Origin of the sequence: Maribellus comscasis, assembly GCF_009762775.1 — a bacterium.
GTDB lineage: Bacteria > Bacteroidota > Bacteroidia > Bacteroidales > Prolixibacteraceae > Draconibacterium > Draconibacterium comscasis.
The window spans coordinates 2,824,573-2,846,842 of the sequence record NZ_CP046401.1; the positions used below are offsets into that span (position 1 = coordinate 2,824,573).

At 37.1% G+C, this 22,270-nt stretch carries 21 protein-coding genes; 12 read left to right on the top strand and 9 right to left on the bottom strand.

All coding sequences use genetic code 11. From position 1 onward, the window contains the following. Positions 1-175 precede the first annotated feature (175 nt). A complete protein-coding gene (locus GM418_RS11230) occupies positions 176-583 on the bottom strand; it encodes a DoxX family protein (protein WP_158866080.1) in 408 nt (135 codons plus the stop codon). A gap of 43 nt (positions 584-626) precedes the next feature. After that, complete coding sequence (locus GM418_RS11235) at positions 627-1,928, bottom strand: pyridoxal phosphate-dependent aminotransferase (RefSeq protein WP_158866082.1); 1,302 nt, start codon at positions 1,926-1,928, stop codon at positions 627-629. 186 nt (positions 1,929-2,114) lie between these two features. On the opposite strand from GM418_RS11235, the gene GM418_RS11240 reads away from it, so the two are divergent. The 3 genes from GM418_RS11240 to GM418_RS11250 all read left to right on the top strand — a co-directional run bounded on the left by GM418_RS11240 (position 2,115) and on the right by GM418_RS11250 (position 7,239). Further along, positions 2,115-3,488, top strand: coding sequence for a transglutaminase-like domain-containing protein (locus GM418_RS11240; RefSeq protein WP_158866084.1), 1,374 nt, complete (start codon positions 2,115-2,117; stop codon positions 3,486-3,488). 227 nt (positions 3,489-3,715) lie between these two features. Beyond that, positions 3,716-6,172, top strand: coding sequence for a trans-4-hydroxy-L-proline dehydratase (gene hypD / locus GM418_RS11245; RefSeq protein WP_217447770.1), 2,457 nt, complete (start codon positions 3,716-3,718; stop codon positions 6,170-6,172). A 161-nt stretch (positions 6,173-6,333) separates the two neighbouring features. Further along, entirely contained in the window at positions 6,334-7,239 is a 906-nt protein-coding gene (locus GM418_RS11250) for a glycyl-radical enzyme activating protein (RefSeq protein WP_217447771.1), read from the top strand. A gap of 60 nt (positions 7,240-7,299) precedes the next feature. On the opposite strand, the gene GM418_RS11255 is transcribed toward GM418_RS11250, so the two are convergent. Then, positions 7,300-7,701 (bottom strand): hypothetical protein, encoded by a 402-nt coding sequence (locus tag GM418_RS11255; protein WP_158866086.1) that lies wholly within the window; start codon positions 7,699-7,701, stop codon positions 7,300-7,302. Between the two features lie 194 nt (positions 7,702-7,895). Between GM418_RS11255 and GM418_RS11260 the strand changes: the two genes are divergently transcribed. The 3 genes from GM418_RS11260 (at position 7,896) to GM418_RS11270 (ending at position 11,446) form a co-directional block, all read left to right on the top strand. Continuing rightward, on the top strand, positions 7,896-9,380 hold the full coding sequence (locus GM418_RS11260; RefSeq protein ID WP_158866088.1) for a M28 family peptidase: 1,485 nt from the start codon (positions 7,896-7,898) through the stop codon (positions 9,378-9,380). A gap of 34 nt (positions 9,381-9,414) precedes the next feature. Then, positions 9,415-10,212 carry a DUF2797 domain-containing protein gene (locus GM418_RS11265; RefSeq protein WP_158866090.1) on the top strand — a complete coding sequence of 266 codons (798 nt, stop codon included), beginning with the start codon at positions 9,415-9,417 and terminating at the stop codon, positions 10,210-10,212. Positions 10,213-10,432: 220 nt separating this feature from the next. Beyond that, positions 10,433-11,446, top strand: a complete 1,014-nt coding sequence (locus tag GM418_RS11270; RefSeq protein ID WP_158866092.1) for a branched-chain amino acid aminotransferase — start codon at positions 10,433-10,435, stop codon at positions 11,444-11,446. Positions 11,447-11,489: 43 nt separating this feature from the next. On the opposite strand, the gene GM418_RS11275 is transcribed toward GM418_RS11270, so the two are convergent. After that, complete coding sequence (locus GM418_RS11275; protein ID WP_158866094.1) at positions 11,490-12,350, bottom strand: TraB/GumN family protein; 861 nt, start codon at positions 12,348-12,350, stop codon at positions 11,490-11,492. A gap of 193 nt (positions 12,351-12,543) precedes the next feature. Between GM418_RS11275 and GM418_RS11280 the strand changes: the two genes are divergently transcribed. The 3 genes from GM418_RS11280 to GM418_RS11290 all read left to right on the top strand — a co-directional run bounded on the left by GM418_RS11280 (position 12,544) and on the right by GM418_RS11290 (position 15,237). Further along, on the top strand, positions 12,544-13,029 hold the full coding sequence (locus GM418_RS11280; RefSeq protein WP_158866096.1) for an RNA polymerase sigma factor: 486 nt from the start codon (positions 12,544-12,546) through the stop codon (positions 13,027-13,029). Beyond that, the gene (locus GM418_RS11285) at positions 13,029-14,117 is read left to right on the top strand and encodes a hypothetical protein (protein ID WP_158866097.1); all 1,089 of its coding nucleotides are present in this window, start codon (positions 13,029-13,031) and stop codon (positions 14,115-14,117) included. The genes GM418_RS11280 and GM418_RS11285 overlap by 1 nt, the downstream gene beginning before the upstream one ends. 208 nt (positions 14,118-14,325) lie before the next feature. Further along, positions 14,326-15,237: an outer membrane beta-barrel protein gene (locus tag GM418_RS11290; protein WP_158866099.1), complete on the top strand. Its 912-nt coding sequence runs from the start codon at positions 14,326-14,328 to the stop codon at positions 15,235-15,237. A gap of 66 nt (positions 15,238-15,303) precedes the next feature. Here GM418_RS11290 and GM418_RS11295 read toward each other — a convergent pair whose 3' ends face one another. Further along, positions 15,304-15,720, bottom strand: a complete 417-nt coding sequence (locus GM418_RS11295) for an OsmC family protein (protein WP_158866101.1) — start codon at positions 15,718-15,720, stop codon at positions 15,304-15,306. Positions 15,721-15,872: 152 nt separating this feature from the next. Between GM418_RS11295 and GM418_RS11300 the strand changes: the two genes are divergently transcribed. From GM418_RS11300 to GM418_RS11310, 3 genes are all read left to right on the top strand, one after another. Then, entirely contained in the window at positions 15,873-16,574 is a 702-nt protein-coding gene (locus GM418_RS11300; RefSeq protein WP_158866103.1) for a Crp/Fnr family transcriptional regulator, read from the top strand. A gap of 102 nt (positions 16,575-16,676) precedes the next feature. Then, a complete protein-coding gene (locus GM418_RS11305; protein WP_158866105.1) occupies positions 16,677-17,033 on the top strand; it encodes a hypothetical protein in 357 nt (118 codons plus the stop codon). Between the two features lie 37 nt (positions 17,034-17,070). Then, complete coding sequence (locus GM418_RS11310) at positions 17,071-17,868, top strand: class I SAM-dependent methyltransferase (protein WP_158866106.1); 798 nt, start codon at positions 17,071-17,073, stop codon at positions 17,866-17,868. Here the strand turns inward: GM418_RS11310 and GM418_RS11315 are convergent. The 4 genes from GM418_RS11315 to dut are packed head-to-tail and all read right to left on the bottom strand — an operon-like array spanning position 17,840 to position 22,173. Further along, a complete protein-coding gene (locus GM418_RS11315; protein ID WP_158866108.1) occupies positions 17,840-19,033 on the bottom strand; it encodes a murein hydrolase activator EnvC family protein in 1,194 nt (397 codons plus the stop codon). The genes GM418_RS11310 and GM418_RS11315 overlap by 29 nt on opposite strands. A 40-nt stretch (positions 19,034-19,073) precedes the next feature. Then, on the bottom strand, positions 19,074-19,964 hold the full coding sequence (gene lolB1, locus GM418_RS11320; RefSeq protein WP_158866110.1) for a lipoprotein insertase outer membrane protein LolB1: 891 nt from the start codon (positions 19,962-19,964) through the stop codon (positions 19,074-19,076). Then, entirely contained in the window at positions 19,965-21,734 is a 1,770-nt protein-coding gene (locus GM418_RS11325) for a tetratricopeptide repeat protein (RefSeq protein ID WP_158866112.1), read from the bottom strand. A gap of 4 nt (positions 21,735-21,738) precedes the next feature. Next, positions 21,739-22,173 (bottom strand): dUTP diphosphatase, encoded by a 435-nt coding sequence (gene dut / locus GM418_RS11330; protein WP_158866114.1) that lies wholly within the window; start codon positions 22,171-22,173, stop codon positions 21,739-21,741. Positions 22,174-22,270: the final 97 nt, after the last annotated feature.

Below are 22,270 nucleotides of genomic sequence, written 5' to 3' on the forward strand. Positions count from 1 at the left end.
GTTATTTTGTTATTCACAATTGGGTAAAAAGATGATTTTTTCTTTTATTTTAAAGTAAATTAACAAAAAAAAGAAGCAATAATATTTCCAGCGTTACCGAACTCCCCTGGCTGCAGGCAGACGAATTTTCAAAAATTCAAGAACTCCGCTGTTTCTAAAATTACAGTTTGAGCAATTAATCCCACCAACTTCTGGTTGAAACGGCAAATTTACCACCGCCTGTAAATACTAATGTTAGGCCACCTAAAAAGAAAAGTCCAAGTGTTTCAATGGCCCAGGTTCCCCTTTCTGTAAGTGCAAAAATATCATTTGGATGGGCGAGTAAAGCCGCAACAAGCATATTAAATGAGAATACCATCGCTGCAAGGCGCGTTCGATATCCCACAATCATTAACAAAGGCGCTATCACCTCTCCTACATAAACCCCGTAAGCAATAAAACCAGGCAACCCTTTTTCAATTAAACTGTTTGATATTCCTTCCACGCCATTAACAACTTTGCCGTATCCATGCAAAATCATTAATATCCCCATTGTTAATCTCAAAATCAGCAGTCCGGCGCCGTATCCCCGTCGTGAACCCATCTTATTTATTTTTTGTATTTAAAAATAAAAACATAAAAAGCTGCTAAAGGTTCTCAAGCCACTCTTCCAAAAGATCGATTGATTTTATCATTTTTGGGCAATAGCTTTTTAAAAATCCATTATCAATTGGTTTATCCTTAAAATAGTTCATTGCTTTATCCAAAACCATTTCGCCATCAAAATCAACATAAGCCATCCGGCAGGTTAATTCTTCCGGTTGGCGGCCAAAATCCATTCCGGGTAAAAAAGCAACTCCGGTAGCTTTGAGCACCGCCTCACATAATTCAAACGAAGTTAAAATGCCTTTTGAAGCCAGTTTTTCACGATAAAAGTTAAAATTCGGAAATAAATAAAATCCGCCTTTTGGGGAAGGTAAGGTAATATTAATCGCCCTTAAACGATCGGCCATATAATTTCCAAGTGCTTTTAAAATCTTCCGCGAATAAACCAGATACTCATCAATTTCTTTATGCTCCTCAAAAGCGGTAATCGCGGCATATTGAATTGGTGCACTTGTTGATGTAAATGTTTCTGAAGCCACAATGGCCATTGCATTTTGCAGCCAGCGTAAATTTTCGGGAAAGGTAAAAGTTCCCAACCGCCAACCACCTGCACCGGCCCATTTACTTAATCCGCTGCTAATAATTGTCCCTTCAGGATAGTATCGAGATATGGAAACATGGTTCCCTTCATGATCGAGCAAACCATAAATTTCATCGGATATCAGAATCAGGTTGTACTTCCGTGCCACTTCAGCCAGTTTTTTTAACCGTTCTTCCGGATAAGTTGAACCCGTTGGATTGGAAGGGTAATTCAGAATAACAACTCTCGGCCGGTCGGGATCAGAACGACAAATCAAATCCAGTTTTTCGGGACTCAGCCGCCAATTACTTACTTCCGATGTGGGAACCCATGTAACATGGCGCCCGGCTATTCTGGCTTGTGGAGAATAGGAAACCCAACTCGGTGTAGGAATTATTAATTCGCCGTAATACACCAGTTGCAAAATAAAAATCAGTTCTTTTGAACCCGGGCCAATCATAATATCCTCCGGCGAACAAGGTGTTCCTTCGTGCCGGTAATTAAAATCCGCTATGGCTTCGCGCAGTTTCATCAAACCTTTTACAGGCAGATAATCCTTTTGATGTGCATTTCGTTGTAAAGCTTCCTGAACAATTTTTGGCACCGGAAAAGGAGATTGACCTAATCCAAGCTTATAAACCGTTTTTCCCTGCTGAATCAACTCGTTACTGCGTTCGTTAATCACGAGTGTTGCCGATTGGTTCAATCCACGAACATTCAAATTCAGGTTAACAAAGTGGTTGCTTTTACGAATTTCTCCCATAATTTTGAAATATTAGTTTCTGCACAAATACAAATTAAGCATCCTCTTACTTTTATCCCATTTTATTTTGTATTTTTTCAAAAAATTAACCATAAAATATTTTTTTGGCATAATTGGTCTTGAAAACATTGAATACTAGAATATTCGGCAAGTTTTTTGTGTCCTATTCTGCATTACAATAAAACTATGAGCTACCAAATTTATCAAACTTGTACACCGGCAGTCTCTTTTCAAAAAATTAATTTGCTTTTTCTTTTTACTCTTTTCTCCATATTCGGGTCGTCTCAAAATCCCTTTGAAACTTCTCAAAACAATCTCACCATTGAAATGCTTATGAGCACCGAAATCAATACCTTAAAAAAAGGAAACCTTAAAAATTTACGAGCTAAATATCTGTTTGTTCCCAAAAGTGACGAAAGACAAAAAGTAATTTCAATTCTTTACCATTCACACCCCGAAGCAGATTTTACCGATATTTTAAAAGGACAGTATACCTGGAAAAAATTACACAGCAATTACTCGGTTTCGTACGACGCCAGAATTAAAACGAACAACTATCTGTATCCTGTTAAAAGCACTCCTTTTCCGGTAATAGATATTCCTGACAGTTTAAAAAACTTCCTGAGATTTGACGATATTATCAATCAAAAAAAAATAATTGAAAAAACAGCCTTGGAACTTGTCAGACATGAAACAGAGTTATACAATGCTGTTTTTAATATTGGGTACTGGATATATGAAAATATAGATTATTTGAGAACAGGTTTTGAAACAATTGAATCGGCGTCCACCGTCTTTAATACAAAATTTGGCGATTGCGATGAAATATCCGTTCTCTATCTTTCCATGCTGCGATCGGTTTATATTCCTTCCCGTCTGGTTTCGGGCATTGCCAAGGGTGAGTTCGGCTTTAATTATCATGCCTGGGTTGAAGTATTTTTTGAAAATACAGGATGGGTTCCTTTTGATGCCACTTTCAGACAATTCGGATATGTCGACCAAAGCCACATTAAATTGGCACAACACCATACCGTTTCAGAAATGTTTTCAACTACGTGGGAATTTCTTCCTTTTTTTGGCGATATAGAAATAGAAAGTGAAGAATTACCCGTTGTATCGGCTCAGATAACAGCTCAACAAAATGTTTCAACACAAAATTTTACCATTCAAATTTTTCCTTTTACTGAAAAAGTAGGAATATATTCTTCCTATCCCGTTAAAATATTGATAAAAAACAATACTCCTTTTTTTTCATCAGAAATGTTCTATTTAAACTACGCTTCCGACGTGGAAATAAATATTGAAAAAGAAAAGTATTTGTTAAGTTTTGCTCCGCATGAAACCAAAGAAATCAATTTATATCTAACGTATTCCGGTATAAAATATTCGAATTACCGCTACACTTCTTTGTTTGAAGTTTTTAACCGAACGGGAATAAATGACACTACCACAGTAATTTTTTATCCAGGAGCCAAAATAATCTCAGAAAAAATGGCAACCACAATTCTTGATACATTTTCTGTTCCGAAGGTTGTAGATGAGCACAATAACAATTTCTGACAAGATATCAGATATTAAAATTTTATCTATTTTTACGGTGTTGTTTCAAAAAGAAATCAATGATTTTAAAACCGCATAAATCGAATTTGCCCGGAGCTTACCGCTGTCTTTACAGCTGCCGGATGTTTTATGCTTAGTCTTTTTTCCCAAACAAATCCTTTATCCATTTTTCATTTTTTTCGTATGCTTTAAATGGCATAACTATTTTCAAATCATATATTACGAAAATGACTTTCACAAAAATAAAAAACACAAAAACCCCGGAGCGCCTGGCTGGTGCAGAAGGGAATTTTTATAATCCGCATAAAAATAACGGTCCGGGAATGAACGAAAGAATCCGTCGTTTACGCAAACAAAGCGTAGAAACACAGGAATCACTTTCCATTGAAAGAGCTTTAATTACCACCAAATTTTATAAAGAAAACGAAGGAAAATATTCGGCACCGGTGATGCGTGCCCTGAATTTTCTGGAAATTTGCAAGCAAAAAACCATTTATATCGGCGCTGATGAACTGATTGTTGCAGAACGCGGCCCATCGCCAAAATCGGTTCCCACCTTCCCGGAACTCACCTGCCACAGCGTAGATGATTTTCATGTTTTGAATACACGCGATCAGCAGCGTTATACCATTTCACAGGAAGATATTGACACCTACGAACATGAAGTTATTCCTTACTGGAAAGGGCGCACCATGCGCGAACGAATTTTCAGCCACGTACCAAAAGAATGGCAGGCTGCCTATGAAGCGGGAGTTTTCACAGAATTTATGGAACAACGTGCTCCCGGACACACTGCGCTCGACGGGAAAATATACCGGAAAGGAATGCTCGATTTCAAAAAAGAAATCAACGAACATATTCAGCGGCTCGATTTTATGAACGACCAGGAAGCCACCGACAAGCTGGAAGAATTAAAAGCGATGGATATTTCGTGCGATGCAGCCATTGTTTTTGCTGAACGACACGCTGCTTTGGCAGAGAAAATGGCGGAAAAAGAAACTAATCCTAAACGTATTGAGGAATTAAAAAAAATAGCTGAAGTATGTCGTTGGGTACCGGCGCATGCCCCGCGAAATGTTTGGGAAGCCATTCAAATGTACTGGTTTGTACATTTGGGAACCGTAACCGAATTGAATGGCTGGGATGCCATGAATCCCGGGCATTTTGACCAGCACCTGCAGCCTTTTTATGAAAAGGAAATTGCTGAAGAAACACTCACCCGCGATGAAGCCAAAGAACTCATCAGTTGTTTCTGGATAAAGGTGAACAACCATCCTGCCCCGCCAAAAGTGGGAATTACCGCACGCGAAAGCGGAACTTTTAACGATTTTACCAACATCAATATAGGCGGAGTAAAAGCTGACGGATCAAATGGAGTGAGTGAAGTTTCCTACATCATGCTCGAAATAATAGAAGATTTGCATATTCTTCAGCCCGGAAACTCGGTTCACATCAGTGCCAAAACACCCGATCATTTTCTGAATGCTGCTTGCAAAGTGATCCGGCAGGGGCACGGTTATCCTTCCGTTTTTAACCCGGATATTTATATTCAGGAATTGATGCGCCAGGGAAAATCATTACAGGATGCCCGCGAAGGAGGGTGTAGCGGTTGTATTGAAGTAGGCGCTTTTGGAAAAGAAGCTTACCTGCTAACCGGTTATCTGAATGTTCCAAAAGTACTGGAAATTACGCTAAATAACGGAATCGATCCGCTTACCGGGAAGGTCGCAGGGATTCAAACCGGAGATCCCCGTGAATTTAAAAACTATGAAGAATTATATGATGCGTTTTTGAAACAACTAAATTTTGTGGTCGACCAAAAAGTAAGAGTTAGTAACTACATCGACCAGATGTTTGCCAAATATGCACCGGCACCCTTTCTTTCAGTAGTTATCGAAGATTGTATTTCAAACGGAAAAGATTACTATAACGGAGGACCACGCTACAACACAAGCTATATTCAATGTACCGGCTTAGGTACGACTACCGACAGTCTTTCAGTTCTGAAAAAACATGTTTTTGAGGACAAGACATTTAGCATGGAAACCCTGCTGAATGCCATTTCAAAAAATTACGTCGGTGAAGAAGCGCTGCGGCAGCGTATCATAAACCGCACTCCATTTTTTGGTAACGATGACGAAATTGCCGATTCTATTGCCTTACGTGTTTACGACGATTTATTGGCTGCCATCGACGGAAAACCCAACGTAAAAGGCGGGCAGTATCATTTAAACATGCTTTCGACCACCTGCCATGTATATTTTGGAAAAGTTTTGGGTGCCACACCAAACGGGCGTTTTTCCGGAAAATCAATTTCCGACGGAACTTCACCTTCGCATGGTTGCGATACCCACGGGCCCACCAATGTTATCCGTTCGCTGGGAAAACTCGACCAGGTAAGATCGGGTGGAACCTTGCTGAACCTGCGTTTTGTTCCAAGTTTATTAAAACGTGAAAAAGATGTGGAGAAACTGGGGCACCTCATCCGAAGCTATTTTACTTTGGGTGGTCACCACATTCAGTTCAACATTGTGGATACAGCAACACTGCTTGCAGCACAGGCATGCCCGGAAGATTATAAGGATCTGATGGTTCGAATGGCCGGTTACAGCGATTATTTTAACGACATGAATGCTGACCTTCAACAGGAAATCATCGACCGGACAGAAAATGAAGGTTTTTAAATTGAATAATTAGTACAGCGTAGTGAGTAATGAGAAAAAGACAAAAATCAACTGAATGGTTTTGACATTGGTTTTTGACTATTGAGACTTAATTGGTTTTTGGAATTTGCATTTTGATGCTTCCATTCTTATTATTCACTACTAAAATATCATCGCAAAACATGATTCCACTCATATTTGATATACGTCGCTATTCCATAAACGACGGCCCGGGTATCCGGATTACTATTTTTATGAAAGGCTGTCCGCTGCGTTGTGCCTGGTGCCATAATCCGGAAAGCCAATCGCCAAAAGTACAGAAGCTATACACGGCTTCGAAATGTATTGGCGCACAGGATTGTATTGAGGTTTGTCCGGAGAATGCGCTGACTTTAACCCCGGAAGGAATTATAACCGACGGGGAAAAATGTACACTTTGCGGATTATGCGCCGATGCCTGCCCGACAAAAGCCATTGAAATGTCAGGAAAAATATATGAAACAAACGAGCTTCTGAAAATTATTGAAAAAGAACGGGTTCACATCGACCAGTCGGGTGGTGGTGTTACCTTTTCTGGTGGGGAACCAACCATGTATGCGGATTTCCTGATAAAAATGCTCGATGCCTGCGGTAAAAAGGGCCTGCACCGTGCGGTAGATACATGTGGTTTTACAAAATCAGAAACTTTGCTGGAAGTAGCCCAACGCACCGACCTTTTTCTTTTCGATCTGAAATTAATGGATCCTATCAAACATAAAAAATGGACCGGTGTTGACAATCAACTTATTCTTAAAAACCTGAAGCTACTGGCTGAAACAGGAGCAAACATCAACATTCGTATTCCATTTATAAAAAATGTAAATACCAGTGAAGATGAAGTAAAAAAAATGGCAGATTTTATTTCAGAGTTGCCGGGTGATAAACCGATGGTTAACCTGTTACCGTATCATAATATTGCTACCGGAAAATACCAGAAGCTGGAACAGGATTACAATGCCGGTGAAATGGATGAACCTTCGGAAGATGAGATTGAAAAAGCCACTAAAATTTTTAATTCATTTGGTTTAAAAGTTGAAGTTGGCGGATAAAAACTCCTGCAGAAAAACAGGAGCTTTTATTCTTATCCAAAGGCCCTTTCTTATTTTTTATTATTTTCCTTTTCCCCAGGTCAAAACAATTACCAATCCAATAATAGCCAAAAGAATAGTGTATACAATAACATCAACAAAAACAACCGTTAAATCATACTGAGTTGTCATCGAATACATCATTAAATCCATGGTAAGTCCCATTAAAAAACCAAAAATTGCCCCGGTTTTTATACCGTCAATAATACTCGTTGCTCCAGACCATTTCAAAACCAGTGTCACGAGCAGTCCTAAAACCAGGTTGGATAAAATCATTGCCCACCAAACCATTTGGTCATCCGGTCGGTTTAAACTGGCATCTGAATGAGCAGCCATAAAATCGGCTAATAACATTCCGTAAACAACCCATCCGAGAAAGAAAAAAGCAATCCCGCCAAAAATAGTTCCTCGTAAAATTTTCATAGTAGTTCAGTTTTTAAATTAACAAATTATAATTTACGACGTTTTTTTTAAAGTTCACATTCCATATAAAAAAGTGTTTGATTATTTTCCCTTTTTAAAACGCTAATTTTTTATCCCCGCTAATTTTTGAATCTTCAATTCAACTTTTTCAAAAAATCGTACTTTTAACAGATTTATTTAAATCATTCGCTAAAATGAAGTTGAAAAATTTTATCACATCCTTTTTACTGGTTTTTGTAACCCTAACTGTAACTGCTCAAAATAACCCTGAGCCAAAACAATTTCTGAAAACCTTTCACAACATTTCGAGTAACAAAATTTTGCAGTTTGCTGAAGAGTTGAGTTCTGATAAATACAAGGGCCGTTTATCGGGTTCTCCTGAATATTTGGAAGCGGCGCAGTGGTGTGCCGGCAAATTTAAAGAATGGGGTGTTCTGCCGGCAAATAACGGAAGTTATTTTCAGTATTTTCCAAATGAATATTCAGAAGTATTCACAAAAGGAAAAGTGACTTATTCATCTCAAAAAGGTGAAAAAATTCAACTTCAATTTTCCGATGATTATCTCCCGGGATCCAATTCTGCATCGGGAACCGTAAGTGGAAATCTGGTGTATGTAGGTTATGGGATTACCGCACCCGAATTGGATTATGACGATTACAAAAATGTGGATGTAAAAGGTAAAGTTATTCTGCTCGAATCAGGAATTCCTTATACCAGAAACGACACAACACTTGCCAGTTGGACACCATACGCTTATCACCGGTACAAATTCAGAAATGCAGTTAAACACGGGGCTGCAGGTATGTTGTACATCAGCAAACTGGCCAATCCGAATACCGTAAACCTCGAAAACTTTGTTTACGCACACATCGACCAAAAAATTGCGGAACAAATTTTTTCAGATGCAGGGAAAAACTATTCAGAAATAAAAACGGAACTTTCCAAAATGAAAACTCCATCATTTGCTTTGCCTGCAAATCAAACCGTTTCCATTACGGCAAAAACCCAATATTTTCCCGATGCAAAAGCATGTAACGTAATTGGAAAAATAGAAGGTAGTGACCCGGTTCTTAAAAACGAGGTAATTATTGTTGGAGGTCACCTCGACGGACAAGGTTATTTGGGTGAAATTTTTCCAAGTGCACTTGACAATGCTTCAGGTGTTGCCGATATTTTGGGAGCTGCAAAAGCTTTTGCTGAATCGGAAATAAAACCCAAACGAACAGTGTTGTTTATTTTACTTGGCGGTGAAGAATGTGGTTTATACGGAAGTAAGTTTTATGCTGAAAATCCGCTTTTCCCAATAGATAAAACGCTTCTGATGATCAATCTTGATATGGTTGGTAATGGTAGCGGCTTTCATATTGCCAACGGAAAAAGTTATCCCGAACTATTCGCACATTTTGAAAAAGTAAACACCAAATATTTACATCGGAAAATGGGGGCTTCGGAGTGGAGAAAAAATTACGGCCGCCCGCGTTCCGATGCCTCAAACTTTGAAAATGCAGGAATAACCACATTCTCTCTTTATACTTCCGGAAGTGTTTTCCCGGTACATTATCATCAACCTCTTGACAAAACCGATGTACTCACTCCTGAGATAATGGAAGATGCTGCGAAATTGCTCTACCTTGGAATACTGGGAATTGCAAATGATGAAAATCTTAAAATGAACTAAACCTGAAATAAACAGTTTCAATAAAAAAAGAAAAATGCAACTTGAAGGTAACATACGCAAAATGCGAACTCAGCTCACCTACCCGGTAAGTTATTTTTTGCCCGTTGGCGAAAACAAAGTTGAAATGAACAAACTGGTTGGCAAAGACATTTCGATGAATTTTACAGGTCAAATCAACTGTGTTTCATGTGGAAAAATAACCAAAACCTCTTTTAACCAGGGATTTTGTTACAATTGTATGCAAACTGCTCCCGAGGCGAGCGAATCCATCATCCGGCCCGAACTTTCAAAGTCTCACCTTGGAATAGCACGCGATATGGAATGGGCAAAAAAACACGATCTCATTGACCATTTTGTTTACCTGGCAGTTGCAAACGATATTAAAGTTGGTGTTACACGAGAGCACCAGATTCCAACGCGTTGGATTGATCAGGGTGCAAGTTTCGCCATAAAGCTTGCCAAAACACCCAACCGCCATATCGCCGGTATTTTGGAAATTTTCCTAAAAAAACATATTTCCGATAAAACCAACTGGCGGGCAATGCTAAAAAACGAAATAGCAGAAAACATTGACCTTCAAAAAGAAAAAGAGAAAATCATTCAGTTTCTGCCTGCGGAACTTCAAAAATATGTGGAAAAGGATAATGAAATCACATCGATTAAATATCCCGTAAACGAATATCCAAAGAAACTAAAAAGCGTTTCGTTTGATAAAATTCAAAAAATAGAAGGAATGATTAAAGGAATTAAAGGGCAATATTTAATTTTTGATGATGATACGGTTTTAAACATTCGGAAGCATAATGGTTATTTTTTACAGATAAATTATTAATATTTAAAAAAAAACCGATTTCCTCTAACAAAATGAAAACTGAACCTACTCATTTTCAAAATATTCTAAAATATGCCGAATATTAAATAGCTGTAAAACATTTCAATTTTAGCGATTTACGTGACTTTTCTCGCATCACAAAAAAATAAAATTTCTTTAATTTGCTACAGAATTGGTTTAATATCCCAATTCAACTAAAACCGATTTAATAAATACTATAATGGAAAACTTAGACTGGAAAAATCTGGGATTTGGGTATCGCGACACCGACTATAATGTACGCTGTTATTTTAAAAACGGAGCGTGGGGAGAACTTGAAGTTAGTACTTCCAACCGGATTGACATTCACATGTCGGCAACGGCGTTGCATTACGGCCAGGAAGCTTTTGAAGGATTAAAAGCTTTTAAAGGCAGAGACGGGAAAATCCGGATTTTCAGGATGGACGAAAACGCCAAACGTATGCAGAATTCCAGCGATGGAATCCTGATGGCAAAACTTCCGGTTGAAAAGTTTATGGAAGCAGTTCGAATTGCTGTGAAAAAAAATGAACGTTTTGTGCCGCCTTGTGAGAGCGGAGCAGCACTTTATATTCGCCCCTTATTAATTGGTACCAGTCCTCAGATTGGTGTAAAACCTGCAGAAGAATATTTGTTTATGGTGTTTGTAATGCCTGTCGGACCTTATTTTCCTGAAGGATTTAAACCTACAGATTTGGTCATTTACCGTGAATACGACCGTGCAGCTCCACAGGGAACAGGAAAATACAAAGTTGGTGGAAACTATGCTGCCAGTATGTATGAAGGAAAAAAAGCCAAGGAAAACGGTTTTTCAGCTGTACTATATCTCGACAGCCGTGAGAAAAAATACCTTGACGAATGTGGACCGGCTAATTTTTTCGGAATTAAAAACAATACCTATATTACACCACTATCCGATTCTATTTTACCATCAATAACCAACAAAAGCCTTATGGTTTTGGCAGATGAAATGGGATTAAACGTAGAACGCCGGAAAGTTCCGTACGATGAACTTGCCGAATTTGAAGAAGTTGGAGCCTGCGGTACTGCAGCCGTAATTTCGCCTATAAAAGGCGTTTACGACTCGGATAAAGATAAATGGTTTAAATATGGTGAAGAACCAGGAGAATGGAGTACAAAACTGTACAATAAACTCCGGGCCATACAATACGGTGACGAGCCAGATACTCACGGATGGGTAGAAATTGTGGAATAATATTTATATACATTGAAAAGCTTCGGAAATTCCGAGGCTTTTTTTATAATTGCTTTACCAAATATCCTTTGTCTTTCATTTGCTGGAGAACTCCGCCCGGACCAAACAAATGCAGCGCTCCAACTACAACAAATTCCGTGTCAGGTGTTTCTAAATAATCTTCAAGTTGCGGAATCCAGTTGTTATTTCTATCCAAAAGCAAAAACTGATAGATTTCGGGAAACGTTTGTTTAAACTCTTTGTTCAATTCCTGCATCACTTTTTTATCCCCGGTTTTCCAAGAAGCAATAATCTCATCAAACATCGCATTGTTTTGCTCTATATCTTTCAAAGAATACAAAACAAAATCATCTTCATCAACCTGTGTTAATTGTTTCATAAAACTCAACTGTTCTTCAAATGTTTCGAGATACAAAAATGATTTCCCTTTTTTATTCGCCTCATCACTTAACTGAACATCTACCCCTTCTTTTGTGACTCCATTTTTTAACAATACCATTTGTGTTAAATTCAGAACCACAGTAAAGGGCTTTAATTTTTGAATACCTTCCAACCGAATACCATAATTGCCACAGGCAGAATCGAGCTTGTTGTAAACATTTTCACTAAAAACGGATTTTAATGTTTTATCATCCTGAAATGTCATAATTTCCATTAGATAGGGAGCATTTGCCGGATCATTTACTTTGGAAATATCGGTTTCCAAAACAAGAATTTCGGAATTATCCAACGTTTTTAAAAATTCATCAGGAAGAGGAAAGTCCTGTTCGCGAAGCTTGTGAATACTGCCGCCAACAAAGATTTTTGCTCCTTTTTTGTCTTCGATAACATAAACCGAAGATTGAGAAAACACCGGAAAAAAAATTACCAGGATAAGAACAGCAGAAATAATTGTACGTTTCATTGGGCTATTTGATTTTGGGTTAAAAAACTTAAAGATACATTTTTAAGCAGAAAATCTATCTGAATATTTCTCTAGAAGGACGCCTGCCCATTGTAGTTCAGCCGGAACTATACTGAGCTAAAAAAAACTATATTCTTACTGTAACAATATAAAAAGTTCTTCGTCTTATTTTTGTAAACAGTGTTGAAAACAAATGACAATAAGCGAATACAATTCCTCAATTGATCTTTATTCCGATCGGTTATACCGGTTTGTTTTAAAGAGCATTAAGGATGTTCAGCGAGCTGAGGATATTGTACAGGACAGTTACGAAAAGTTGTGGAAAAACGTGGAAAATGTAAACGCTGAAAAAGTACGTTCATATTTATTTACCACCGCTTACCACACCATGATTGACATTATTCGTAAAGATAAACGTTCAGCATTTTCTGAAGACCTGAAACTTACTGAAGAAAGCCATGAAAACAATTATTCAGATTTGAGTGAGGTACTAAAAGAGGCGGTCGGAAAATTACCGGAAATTCAGCGTATGGTGCTGCTTCTTCGTGACTATGAAGGCTACTCCTATCAGGAAATCGGTGAAATGGCTACCTTAAGCGAATCGCAGGTAAAAGTATACATTTACCGTGCGAGGGTATTTTTGAAAAAATATATTGGAAACATTGAAGTTGTTGTGTGATGAAGATCAATAAAAATAATTACGAATCGTATTTTGTCGACTATCTTGAAGGTAACCTCGACGAGAAGCTGGTAGATGATTTTATTGAATTTCTTCAGCAAAATCCTGAATTAAAAAAAGAACTCTCTCTTTTTGATTCTGTTTCTGTTATTCCTGAAAAAATTGAATTTACACAAAAGAAAAAATTATATAAAGAAAAATACGACGGTGAAAACGCTTTTAACCAGGCAGCCATTGAACGTTTAGAAGGTGAAATTTCGGAAAAAGAAAACAAAAACTTTGAAAAATATCTTTCAAAACATCCTGAAAAAAAGAAGGAAGAGGTACTGTTTAGTTACACAAAGCTCCAGCCCGATGAGTCGCTTGTATTTAAGAAAAAACAAAAATTGTATCATTATTCTGCCGGTAGAACTGTTCTGTTGTGGTCAGCCAGAATAGCAGCAGTATTAGTTTTGGCATTTATGGTTTATGTTCTGACCGATCAGAAAGCAAATAATCTCATTCCTGACAGCCAGGTTGTTTCTTTAGAAAAAGATAACACAAAAAAAGATGCTGATCCGGTTACAAAAGAAACCGAAAACATAGAAACTCCTGTTGAACAGGACAAAACAAAAGAAAAAGAACAAAAGGTAAAAAAAGAAATAAAGACCACTGATCCTGTGGTAAAAAAACCTGCACCAAAAGCAAAAGAAACAAAAAGCCTGCGTGAAACAACCAAAGGGAGAATGGGAGGTGAAGACCTGGCTTTACATAGAATTCCTCTCGATGTTCCATCAAAGATGAATGGCATTACAGCCTCGGTAAAAACAACAATTTTAGATGTTCCTCTCGCAACAATGAAATTACATAATGCAGAAACACCCGTTTATGAAGAAAGACTTTTGGCAGATGTTGTAAAAGAAAAAACCGGAATTGATAAACTTTCTTTAAATAAAATTAAAAAAGCAGGCTTAAATCTGGTATCAAACATTACAAAAGACAATTTGAGTTACGAAACCAACAAAAACGGCGATATTACAGAAATAAATTACGATTCCCGTTTGCTGGCATTTTCTATTCCTACGCACAACGAAGAAGCCGGAGAATAGCCCTCCGGTTAAAATTGCCTCATAACTGCGCTTCCAACCCTGCTCCTGAAATTCATATTGTATCTATTCTTTTTCAAAACTCATTATCGGGAAGCAACTTGCAACATTCCTTTTTTAACCCGGTGCTGCATTCAAAAACATTTTTCCTTCTTCTGTAACTTTTCAGAATACCTGACCGTCACAGCTACAGAAACAAAAATTAAAACAAATGAAACAATTAGTTACCGTAATTTTGTGCAGCGTAATAGCCATGAATGCTTTTGCACAAAGAGATACTACAGAAGTTAAAATGTTGAAAAAAAATGTAGTTACTGTAGTTGAGAACGAAGATGGAACCAAGGTAAAGGTTGGTAACGACAGAGGAGTTGAAGTTATTACCGATGACTGGGGTGACACAACACACATCCGCATTGGCAGGCGCACTTTTGATGTTGTAGACAACTGGAACGGAACTCATGTAAATGTAAGTAAAGAACCACGCGAAAAACATTGGTCAGGAAGTTTTAACCCCCACTGGGCTGGTATTGAAGTTGGAATGAATATGTTTTATGATACTGATTATTCACTTTACGGAGGCGATGAATTTTTTGACCTCATTCCCGGAAAATCACTTACCTGGAACTTTAATTTTGCAGAATGGGCATTCAAAAACGAAAAAAACAATTTTGGGCTTGTTACCGGGCTTGGTTTTAGTTTTTCAGATTATACATTTGACCGCGCCATTACCATCGAAAAAGAAAACGGAGATGGTATGATTGTTCCTGTTCCGCTTGACCCCGATGGCCTAAAAAAATCGAAACTTACAATGTCTTATTTAACGGCTCCCTTAATGTTTGAAATAAAAACACCGCTTCGTATGGGAGGTTCTCGTTTATACCTTGCAGGGGGTGTAATAGGTGGAATTAACATCGGTTCTCATACAAAATATAAATACCGCAAAGACAAAGAAAAACTAAGAAGTAATTTTAACATCAACACCTTCAAATACGAACTCACGGGAAGAATTGGTTTTGGCGACCTCTGTATATTCGCCAATTACAGCATGACTCCGTTGTTTAGCGACGGAAAAGGCCCCGAACTTTATCCCCTCATGATTGGCATTTCTTTCCCTAATATTTAAAATTTATCAACTAAAATAGAACACAAGAATACCGGGAATTATAATCCGGTATTTTTTTATTTAAAATTATTCAATAATCCTGATTTCAGTTTCCATTTCCATTGCTTTTTTATAGACAGCAGTAACTCCGCAATATTTTTCTTCGGATAATTTAACCGCCTTTTCCAACTTTTCCGCGGGTAAATCTTTCCCTTTAAACTGATAAACTACCTTCATTTTTGTATAGTGTTTCGGATGCTCGTCGGTTACATCTGCTTCAACAATCACGTTAAAAGCTTCAGGTTCAACCTTCATTTTTTTCAAAATCATAATTACGTCGATACCCGTGCAACCGGCCAGGGCAGATAACATCAGCCTTTTGGGTCTGTAGCCTAAATCGCTGCCTCCGCTTTCTTTATCCGCATCAACAACGATTTTATGCCCGTCCATATCTGCTTCAAAGGCCACTTTATCAGTCCACGACATATCTACAACATGTTTCATAATATCTTGTTTTTAAATAGTTTTCACTTAATTTGCATCGCAAATATACAACATCTAACTATCTACATAAATAGTTTTACTAAAATTGCCCGATATTGTATATTTAACGCGTTTTTAAAATTTTGTTTATTTGAATTTAACATTAAACGGAAATGAGAAGTGCAATTAAAAGGCCAACGGAGGAAGAAACAAATTTGAGCGGATTTCAACTATTTAAAAAACTGACAGAAGAGGAATTTAACCGCTTGAATTATGAAAAAACCTGCTCACTTTATAAAAAGGGTACGGTTATTTATCGGGAGGGTAGCAGGCTTACCGGATTTTTTTGTGTAACACGTGGAATTATTAAAATATTCAAAACCGGAATCGACGGAAAAGAACAAATAATCAGATTTGCCAAAAGAGGTGAAATAATTGCTTACCGTTCATTATTAAGCCAGGAGTTGGCGTGTACCACTGCGAAAGTTATCGACGAGGCCGTTCTTTGTCATGTCCCGTATCAGACACTTTTATACCTTATTCAAAGCAACTGGCAATTTTCACATCACATGTTGCAAATTGTTTGTGGCGAACTGCGCGAAGCCAACGATTATATCACCGATATTGCACAAAAAACTGTTCGCGAGAGACTGGCAGAAGTTTTGCTCATTTTGAAAGAAAATTTTGATTTGGATAATCAGAATACACTTCAAATCTCTCTCACTCGTGAGGAGTTGGCCAATATGGTTGGAACCGCCACTGAATCCGTAATACGTCTACTTTCAGAATTTAAACAGGATAAATTAATTGAATTACAGGGTAGAAAAATAAAATTCTTAGATATACACAGTTTAAGAAGAGTTGCAAATATTTAATATAAACCGGCATTTTGCCGGTTTTTTTGTGCCATACTTTTTAATCCTGTCTGACGTTTATTACAACGTATTGATTTCAATAACAAAAAACCGTTTAATATTATGAAACTATTTGGTATTCAAATGAACAGAAGAACATTTGTTCGTTGGAAAATATACATTGACCGCGCGAGAATGTACATCGGTTACATCAGTTTTGTTATGATTGCTTTTATGTTTTTAAATGATTTTGAAAACGAAAGTGTAAGGCATTTTCTCGATGAAAACAAGTTCATTACCTATCCGGTTATAATGATTTTATTTATGATTTTCTCGCTCGTTTTGGGGCGTTTGGATACAAAGCTTGGACTGAGGAAAGAAGAAATGCGAAACGCTTCAACCGAAAATCCCGTTATGATGGAAATCCTGAATAAATTAGAAAATATAGAAACACGACAGAATGTTTCGTCTTCTCAATAATATCTAAAATTTCTATATTGCAAAAAATTAAAACCTAATGCAAAAAAGGCACACAAATAGAATTAAATATTTCGAAGAACAGGGTATAACTACAGCCAAACATGTAATTCCTTATTTATCTGATTTAATTAAAATTGAACCAAAAACAGAAGTTTTAGAGATTGGTTGCGGGGAAGCTGGTAATCTTAAACCATTTATAGATATCGGTTGCAAAGCAACAGGAATAGATATTTCGCATGGCAAAATTAAACAGGCAGAAAAATTTTATTCCAATCATAAAAACAGAAATAATCTTGAACTTATTTGTGAAGACATTTATAAACATAATTCTCTGGATAAAAAATATGACTTGATTATGATGCGCGATGTGATTGAACACATTCTAAATCAAGAAAAGTTTATGGGTTTTATTAAACAGTTTTTAAAACCCGATGGGAAAATTTTTCTAGCTTTTCCTCCATGGCAAAATCCATTTGGAGGTCATCAACAAATTTGCGGCAGCAAATTACTATCTAAAATACCTTTTTTCCACTTATTACCTCAAAAAACATACCGGTTTATTCTTAAATCTTTTGGTGAAAATGAAAGTCAAATCAATACTCTTGTTGAAATAAAACAAACTGGTATTTCAATTGAAAGATTTGAAAGAATAATCAAACAGGAAAAATTTAGCATTGACAAACGAACTTACTATTTTATAAATCCAAATTATGAAACAAAATTTGGCTTGAAACCACGGACACAATCTAAATTAATTTCTTCAATTCCTTGGTTGCGAAATTTTTTTACTACAGCTATGTATTATGTTATTTCACAATCCACTCTTCAGGATTGAGTTTCTGATTCTCACGCCAGATCTGAAACTTGAGAATTGATTTATTCCCGTCTTCCAAATCAGTAAAAACCGTTCCGATGATCTGTTTGGTTGCCACCATATCTCCTTTTTTAACCACGACCTCTCTCAAGTTGGAGTATACGGTAAGGTAATTGCCGTGACGAATAATAACAGCTGTATTTCCTCCTGTGATACCAAAAACACGTGTGACTTCTCCGTTAAATATCGCTCTTACTTTTGAACCTGTTTCTGTGGCAATATTGATTCCGTTGTTCCGGATTTGCACATTTTTTAAAATCGGATGAGAATGAATACCGAAATGTTCAGTAATAACACCTCTTTCAACCGGCCAGGGAAGAAGTCGTTTATTCTGTTCAAAATTGTCGCCAACCAGTTTTTGTTCGGGAGCTAAAGCAAATGCGGGCGCTCCGGCATCAGTATTCTTGCGGGCTTCTTCTTCAATTATCCTCTGAATTTCATCCTCCAGTTGTTGTTCCACCCGACGCTGCTGGTTCAACTTTTGACGCAAACTGCGTTGCTGTTTTTGTAACTTTTGAAGCTCTTGATTTTGTTGTTGTTTTTCTGTTGTCAGTTTTTGAGTCTCTTCTCGTGTTTCACCAATCAATTGCTGTCTGGTTACTTTTTGTTCTGCCAGCTTTTTACTGCTCTCTGTTAACACTTCCTGAACGGAATTTATAGTCTCAGCCTGCGTTTTTCTTTGACTGGTGTACTGTTTCAAATACAAATACCTGCGGTAAGCCTGGTTAAAATCTTCGGCCGATAAAAGAAACATTACATTGTCATTGGCATTTTTGTTCCGGTACGCTGAACGAATCATTTCCGCATATTCTTCCTTTAACTTTTGTATATCTTCATCCAGCATTTTTACTACCAGTGTATTATTATCAATAAATTCTTGGTAAACATTAATTTCCTCTCTTGTATTGTTGATTACAATGTTTCTCTGGTGAATTTGATTATTTAAAAGCCTAAGCTGGTTCAGCGACGTTTTTTCGCTTTTTTCCGCTTCATTTAGCAATTTTGTAGTGTATTCTATTTCGGCAGCGGCTTCCTCTTTTTTCTTCTGAAGATCAGACAATGACTGGGCATAACAAACCGTATGTACAAAAAATAAAACGATACTTGTTACAACCAGAGTTTTCATTACCTTAAATTTTGGTTCTTCTAATGTAAAAGAAACTTATTTAATTTACCCTGATCTCTTCATATTTCTCGGGTATTCTCAAACTAAAAGATTTTACTTTTTCGGTAGAAAAACCACTCATTCTTACTTTTAAATTGACATCATTTTCGGGCGAATTGAAATTCATATCAATCAGGCCCGGATAATCCTTTTTCTCAAATTCCTCAAAATCGTCGAATGTAAGTAACAACTGCCGTTCGTTTGTTTTGTCTTCAATAATTAGCTTTGTTAAAGCAAAATTTACCGGTTCAAAAAACATTTTTTGAAGAATCAAAGCATCCTCATCCAATCTTTTTAACCTGCGATCTGCTTTAACCGTTTTTCCCTTCTCTTCTATCTTTACCAACTTCCTCTCTTTCTCTGACTGTAGCACGTAATGTCCGTTTTCAATAAACGAATCAAATGTTTTAAAGTCACGGTCTTTCGGATCATTTCTGTAAGAAAACGCATTGTTCGAAATAATAGACTGAATGGTGGCAAAATCAAGGTCAATATTCAATACCTTACTTAAATAGGAATAGTCATCAATAAAAAAATTTTTGTCGATGTAATTTACATATTTTACACTGTCGGGAGTAAGCAAAACTCTTCCTACCGGAATATTTAGTTTACTTATTGAAACTAAAATTTTATTGTCGCGGTGTGCTCTAAGGTTTACTTTAAAACTGGCTTTCGAAAAATTATCGGAAAACTGGCAGTTAATTCTTTTAATTGAAAAATAGCTGTAATCAAACGCATTCTTTTCTACTTGTTTTAGCAGTTTTCCGGTGCTCATAGGTTTTGCCTCAACCATTTCAATATTTCGTGCAGTACGGCAAGAAGAAAATCCTAAAAGCCCGAGTAGAATCATAAAAAACGGAAACTTTATTCCGCCCATCAAACCTACCTTCATTTATTCTTCAATGTATTTTTGTTCCTTTATTTTACGTTCCAAAACCTCGGAAGTACTTCCGCTGTTTTTTGCTTTTTCCCAGAACTGTTTGGCTTCGTCCAGTTTTTGAAGCATAAATAGAATATCACCATAATGTTCCAGCAATGTGGGGTTATCCTGACCTCCGTTATTTATTGCAGATTGCATATAAAATTTTGCGAGAGAATATTCACCCTTTTTAAACAGCACCCAGGCGTGTGTATCCAAATACGTCGGATTATCCGGAAACCGTTCAACCACTTTTCCACTCATCCTCTCCGCCTTATCCAGATTTTTTCCTGCAACCGACAAATAGTAAGCATAATTATTAAGTGCAATATAATTATCAGGGTCTAGTTCAACAGCTTTATCGAAAAATCCAAAAGCCTCCTCCTGATTTCCCAATTTATAAATTGCTTCTCCTTTTAACATTAAAAACTGACCTTGCAATTGTGGGTTATCAACAACATAATCCAGTCCTTCTTCCACGATGGTTTTGGTTTCCTCAAATTTTTCGAGTTGAATACAGGCAATAGCGTGCAAAAAGTAGGTTTGTGGTTGGTTGGGAAATAATTCAAATGCTTTTTCACTGTGTTTGTACAATCCTTCCCAATCCTGTAAATCATTATCAATAAACAAAATACGTTCCCATACCATGTAGTCACTTTGTTCAATTTCCAGAGCTTTCAGCATTTGTTCACGGGCTTTTTCCAGCTCATTCTTTTTCAAAAAATAATCAGCATAAATGGTGCGAACTAAAAACTCATCGGGATATTGTTCCAGTAGCAATTGAATAAGCTCCTGTTCTTTTTTATCGGTTATTTTTGATTCTTCACGATTGGAAGTAAGCATCATATACATTTGAAGTTTCGTCTGAATATCGACTTCTTCACTTTTAAACCCCTCTTTGGTCTCTTCAAATGATTTTTCTTCATCCCCGTTTTCCAAGTAAAAATTCGCCAGTGAAAAATGCACAAAACCATTTTCAGGCTCCATTTGCTGAATTTTTTTGTAGTATTTTAATGCATTTTCAGAATCTCCCTGGCTTTGGTACAAATCGGCGAGTAAACCATAATATTTTGTTTCTGCCGGATTGTATTCAATAAGTTTTTCGATTTCCTCAAAGGCCTCCTCAACCTTTCCCATAGAAAGATAAATTTGCTGCTTCTCAACAGAAATTTGCTCATTAATGCCTGTTTTTTCTTCCATTGCATCGTAAGCTTTAACAGCCTCTTCAAATTCCTCTGCATTGGCAAGCAGAGCCGCTCTCATATACAAATATTCGAGGTTCTCGGGATCAGTTTTTACCAGTTCGGTATATATTTCTGCTGCCTCAGAAAATTTTCGTTGTTTCTGATAAATTTGAGCCAACAGCAATTTATACCATTTATTACCTGAATCGATACTGATTGCTTTTTCGAGCAACAAAGAAGCACTTGTAAAATCGTTATTTGCCGCATGAATATTTGCCAGCTCATACATTGCTGATGAAGAGTTTGGATCAATATCAAGACAACTGGACAACAATTGGATTGCCTTTTGCGCATTTCCAAACATCTTTTGTTTTAAAGCCTCAACAAATAAATATTCAAACTCTTTCTGTTTCCGTTCGTCTAATTCCTGTTCTTCTGTAAGAGTAACTTCCGTTTCCTGAACCACAGGTTCTTTCTGTGCAACAGTTTTAACCCCTGAGCATGAAAACAGCAATGAAGTTAAGCCAACAACACTACCCAAAAATATTATCCTTTTCATTGTTTTAATTTTTACCGGTGTGGCCAAAACCACCTGCACCTCTGACTGTTTCTTCCAACACCTCTACCAAATTCCATTCCACAGTTTCGTGAGCAGCCACAACCATCTGGCATATCCTTTCTCCATTTTCAATAACAAAATCTTCTTGCGAAAGGTTAATCAAAATAACACCAATTTCTCCCCTGTAATCTGCATCAATGGTTCCGGGTGTGTTTAAAACCGTAATTCCCTTTTTTAATGCCAGTCCGCTTCTTGGTCTGATTTGTGCTTCGTATCCTTTGGGAATTTCAACAAACAAACCTGTTGGGATTAATTTTCTTTCCAGTGGCTTTAACACCACCGGCTCCTGAAGGTAAGCCCTTAAATCCATTCCTGCCGACAGTTCAGTACTATACGCCGGCAAATCATTATTCGATTTATTAACGATTTTAATCTGCATCTGAAACCTGAATTTTAAAAGACCGCTAAGATACTAATTTACCAGAGAATGCCGTGTGAATTAACATTATTTATCAAATACAACTAAATTTTAATTG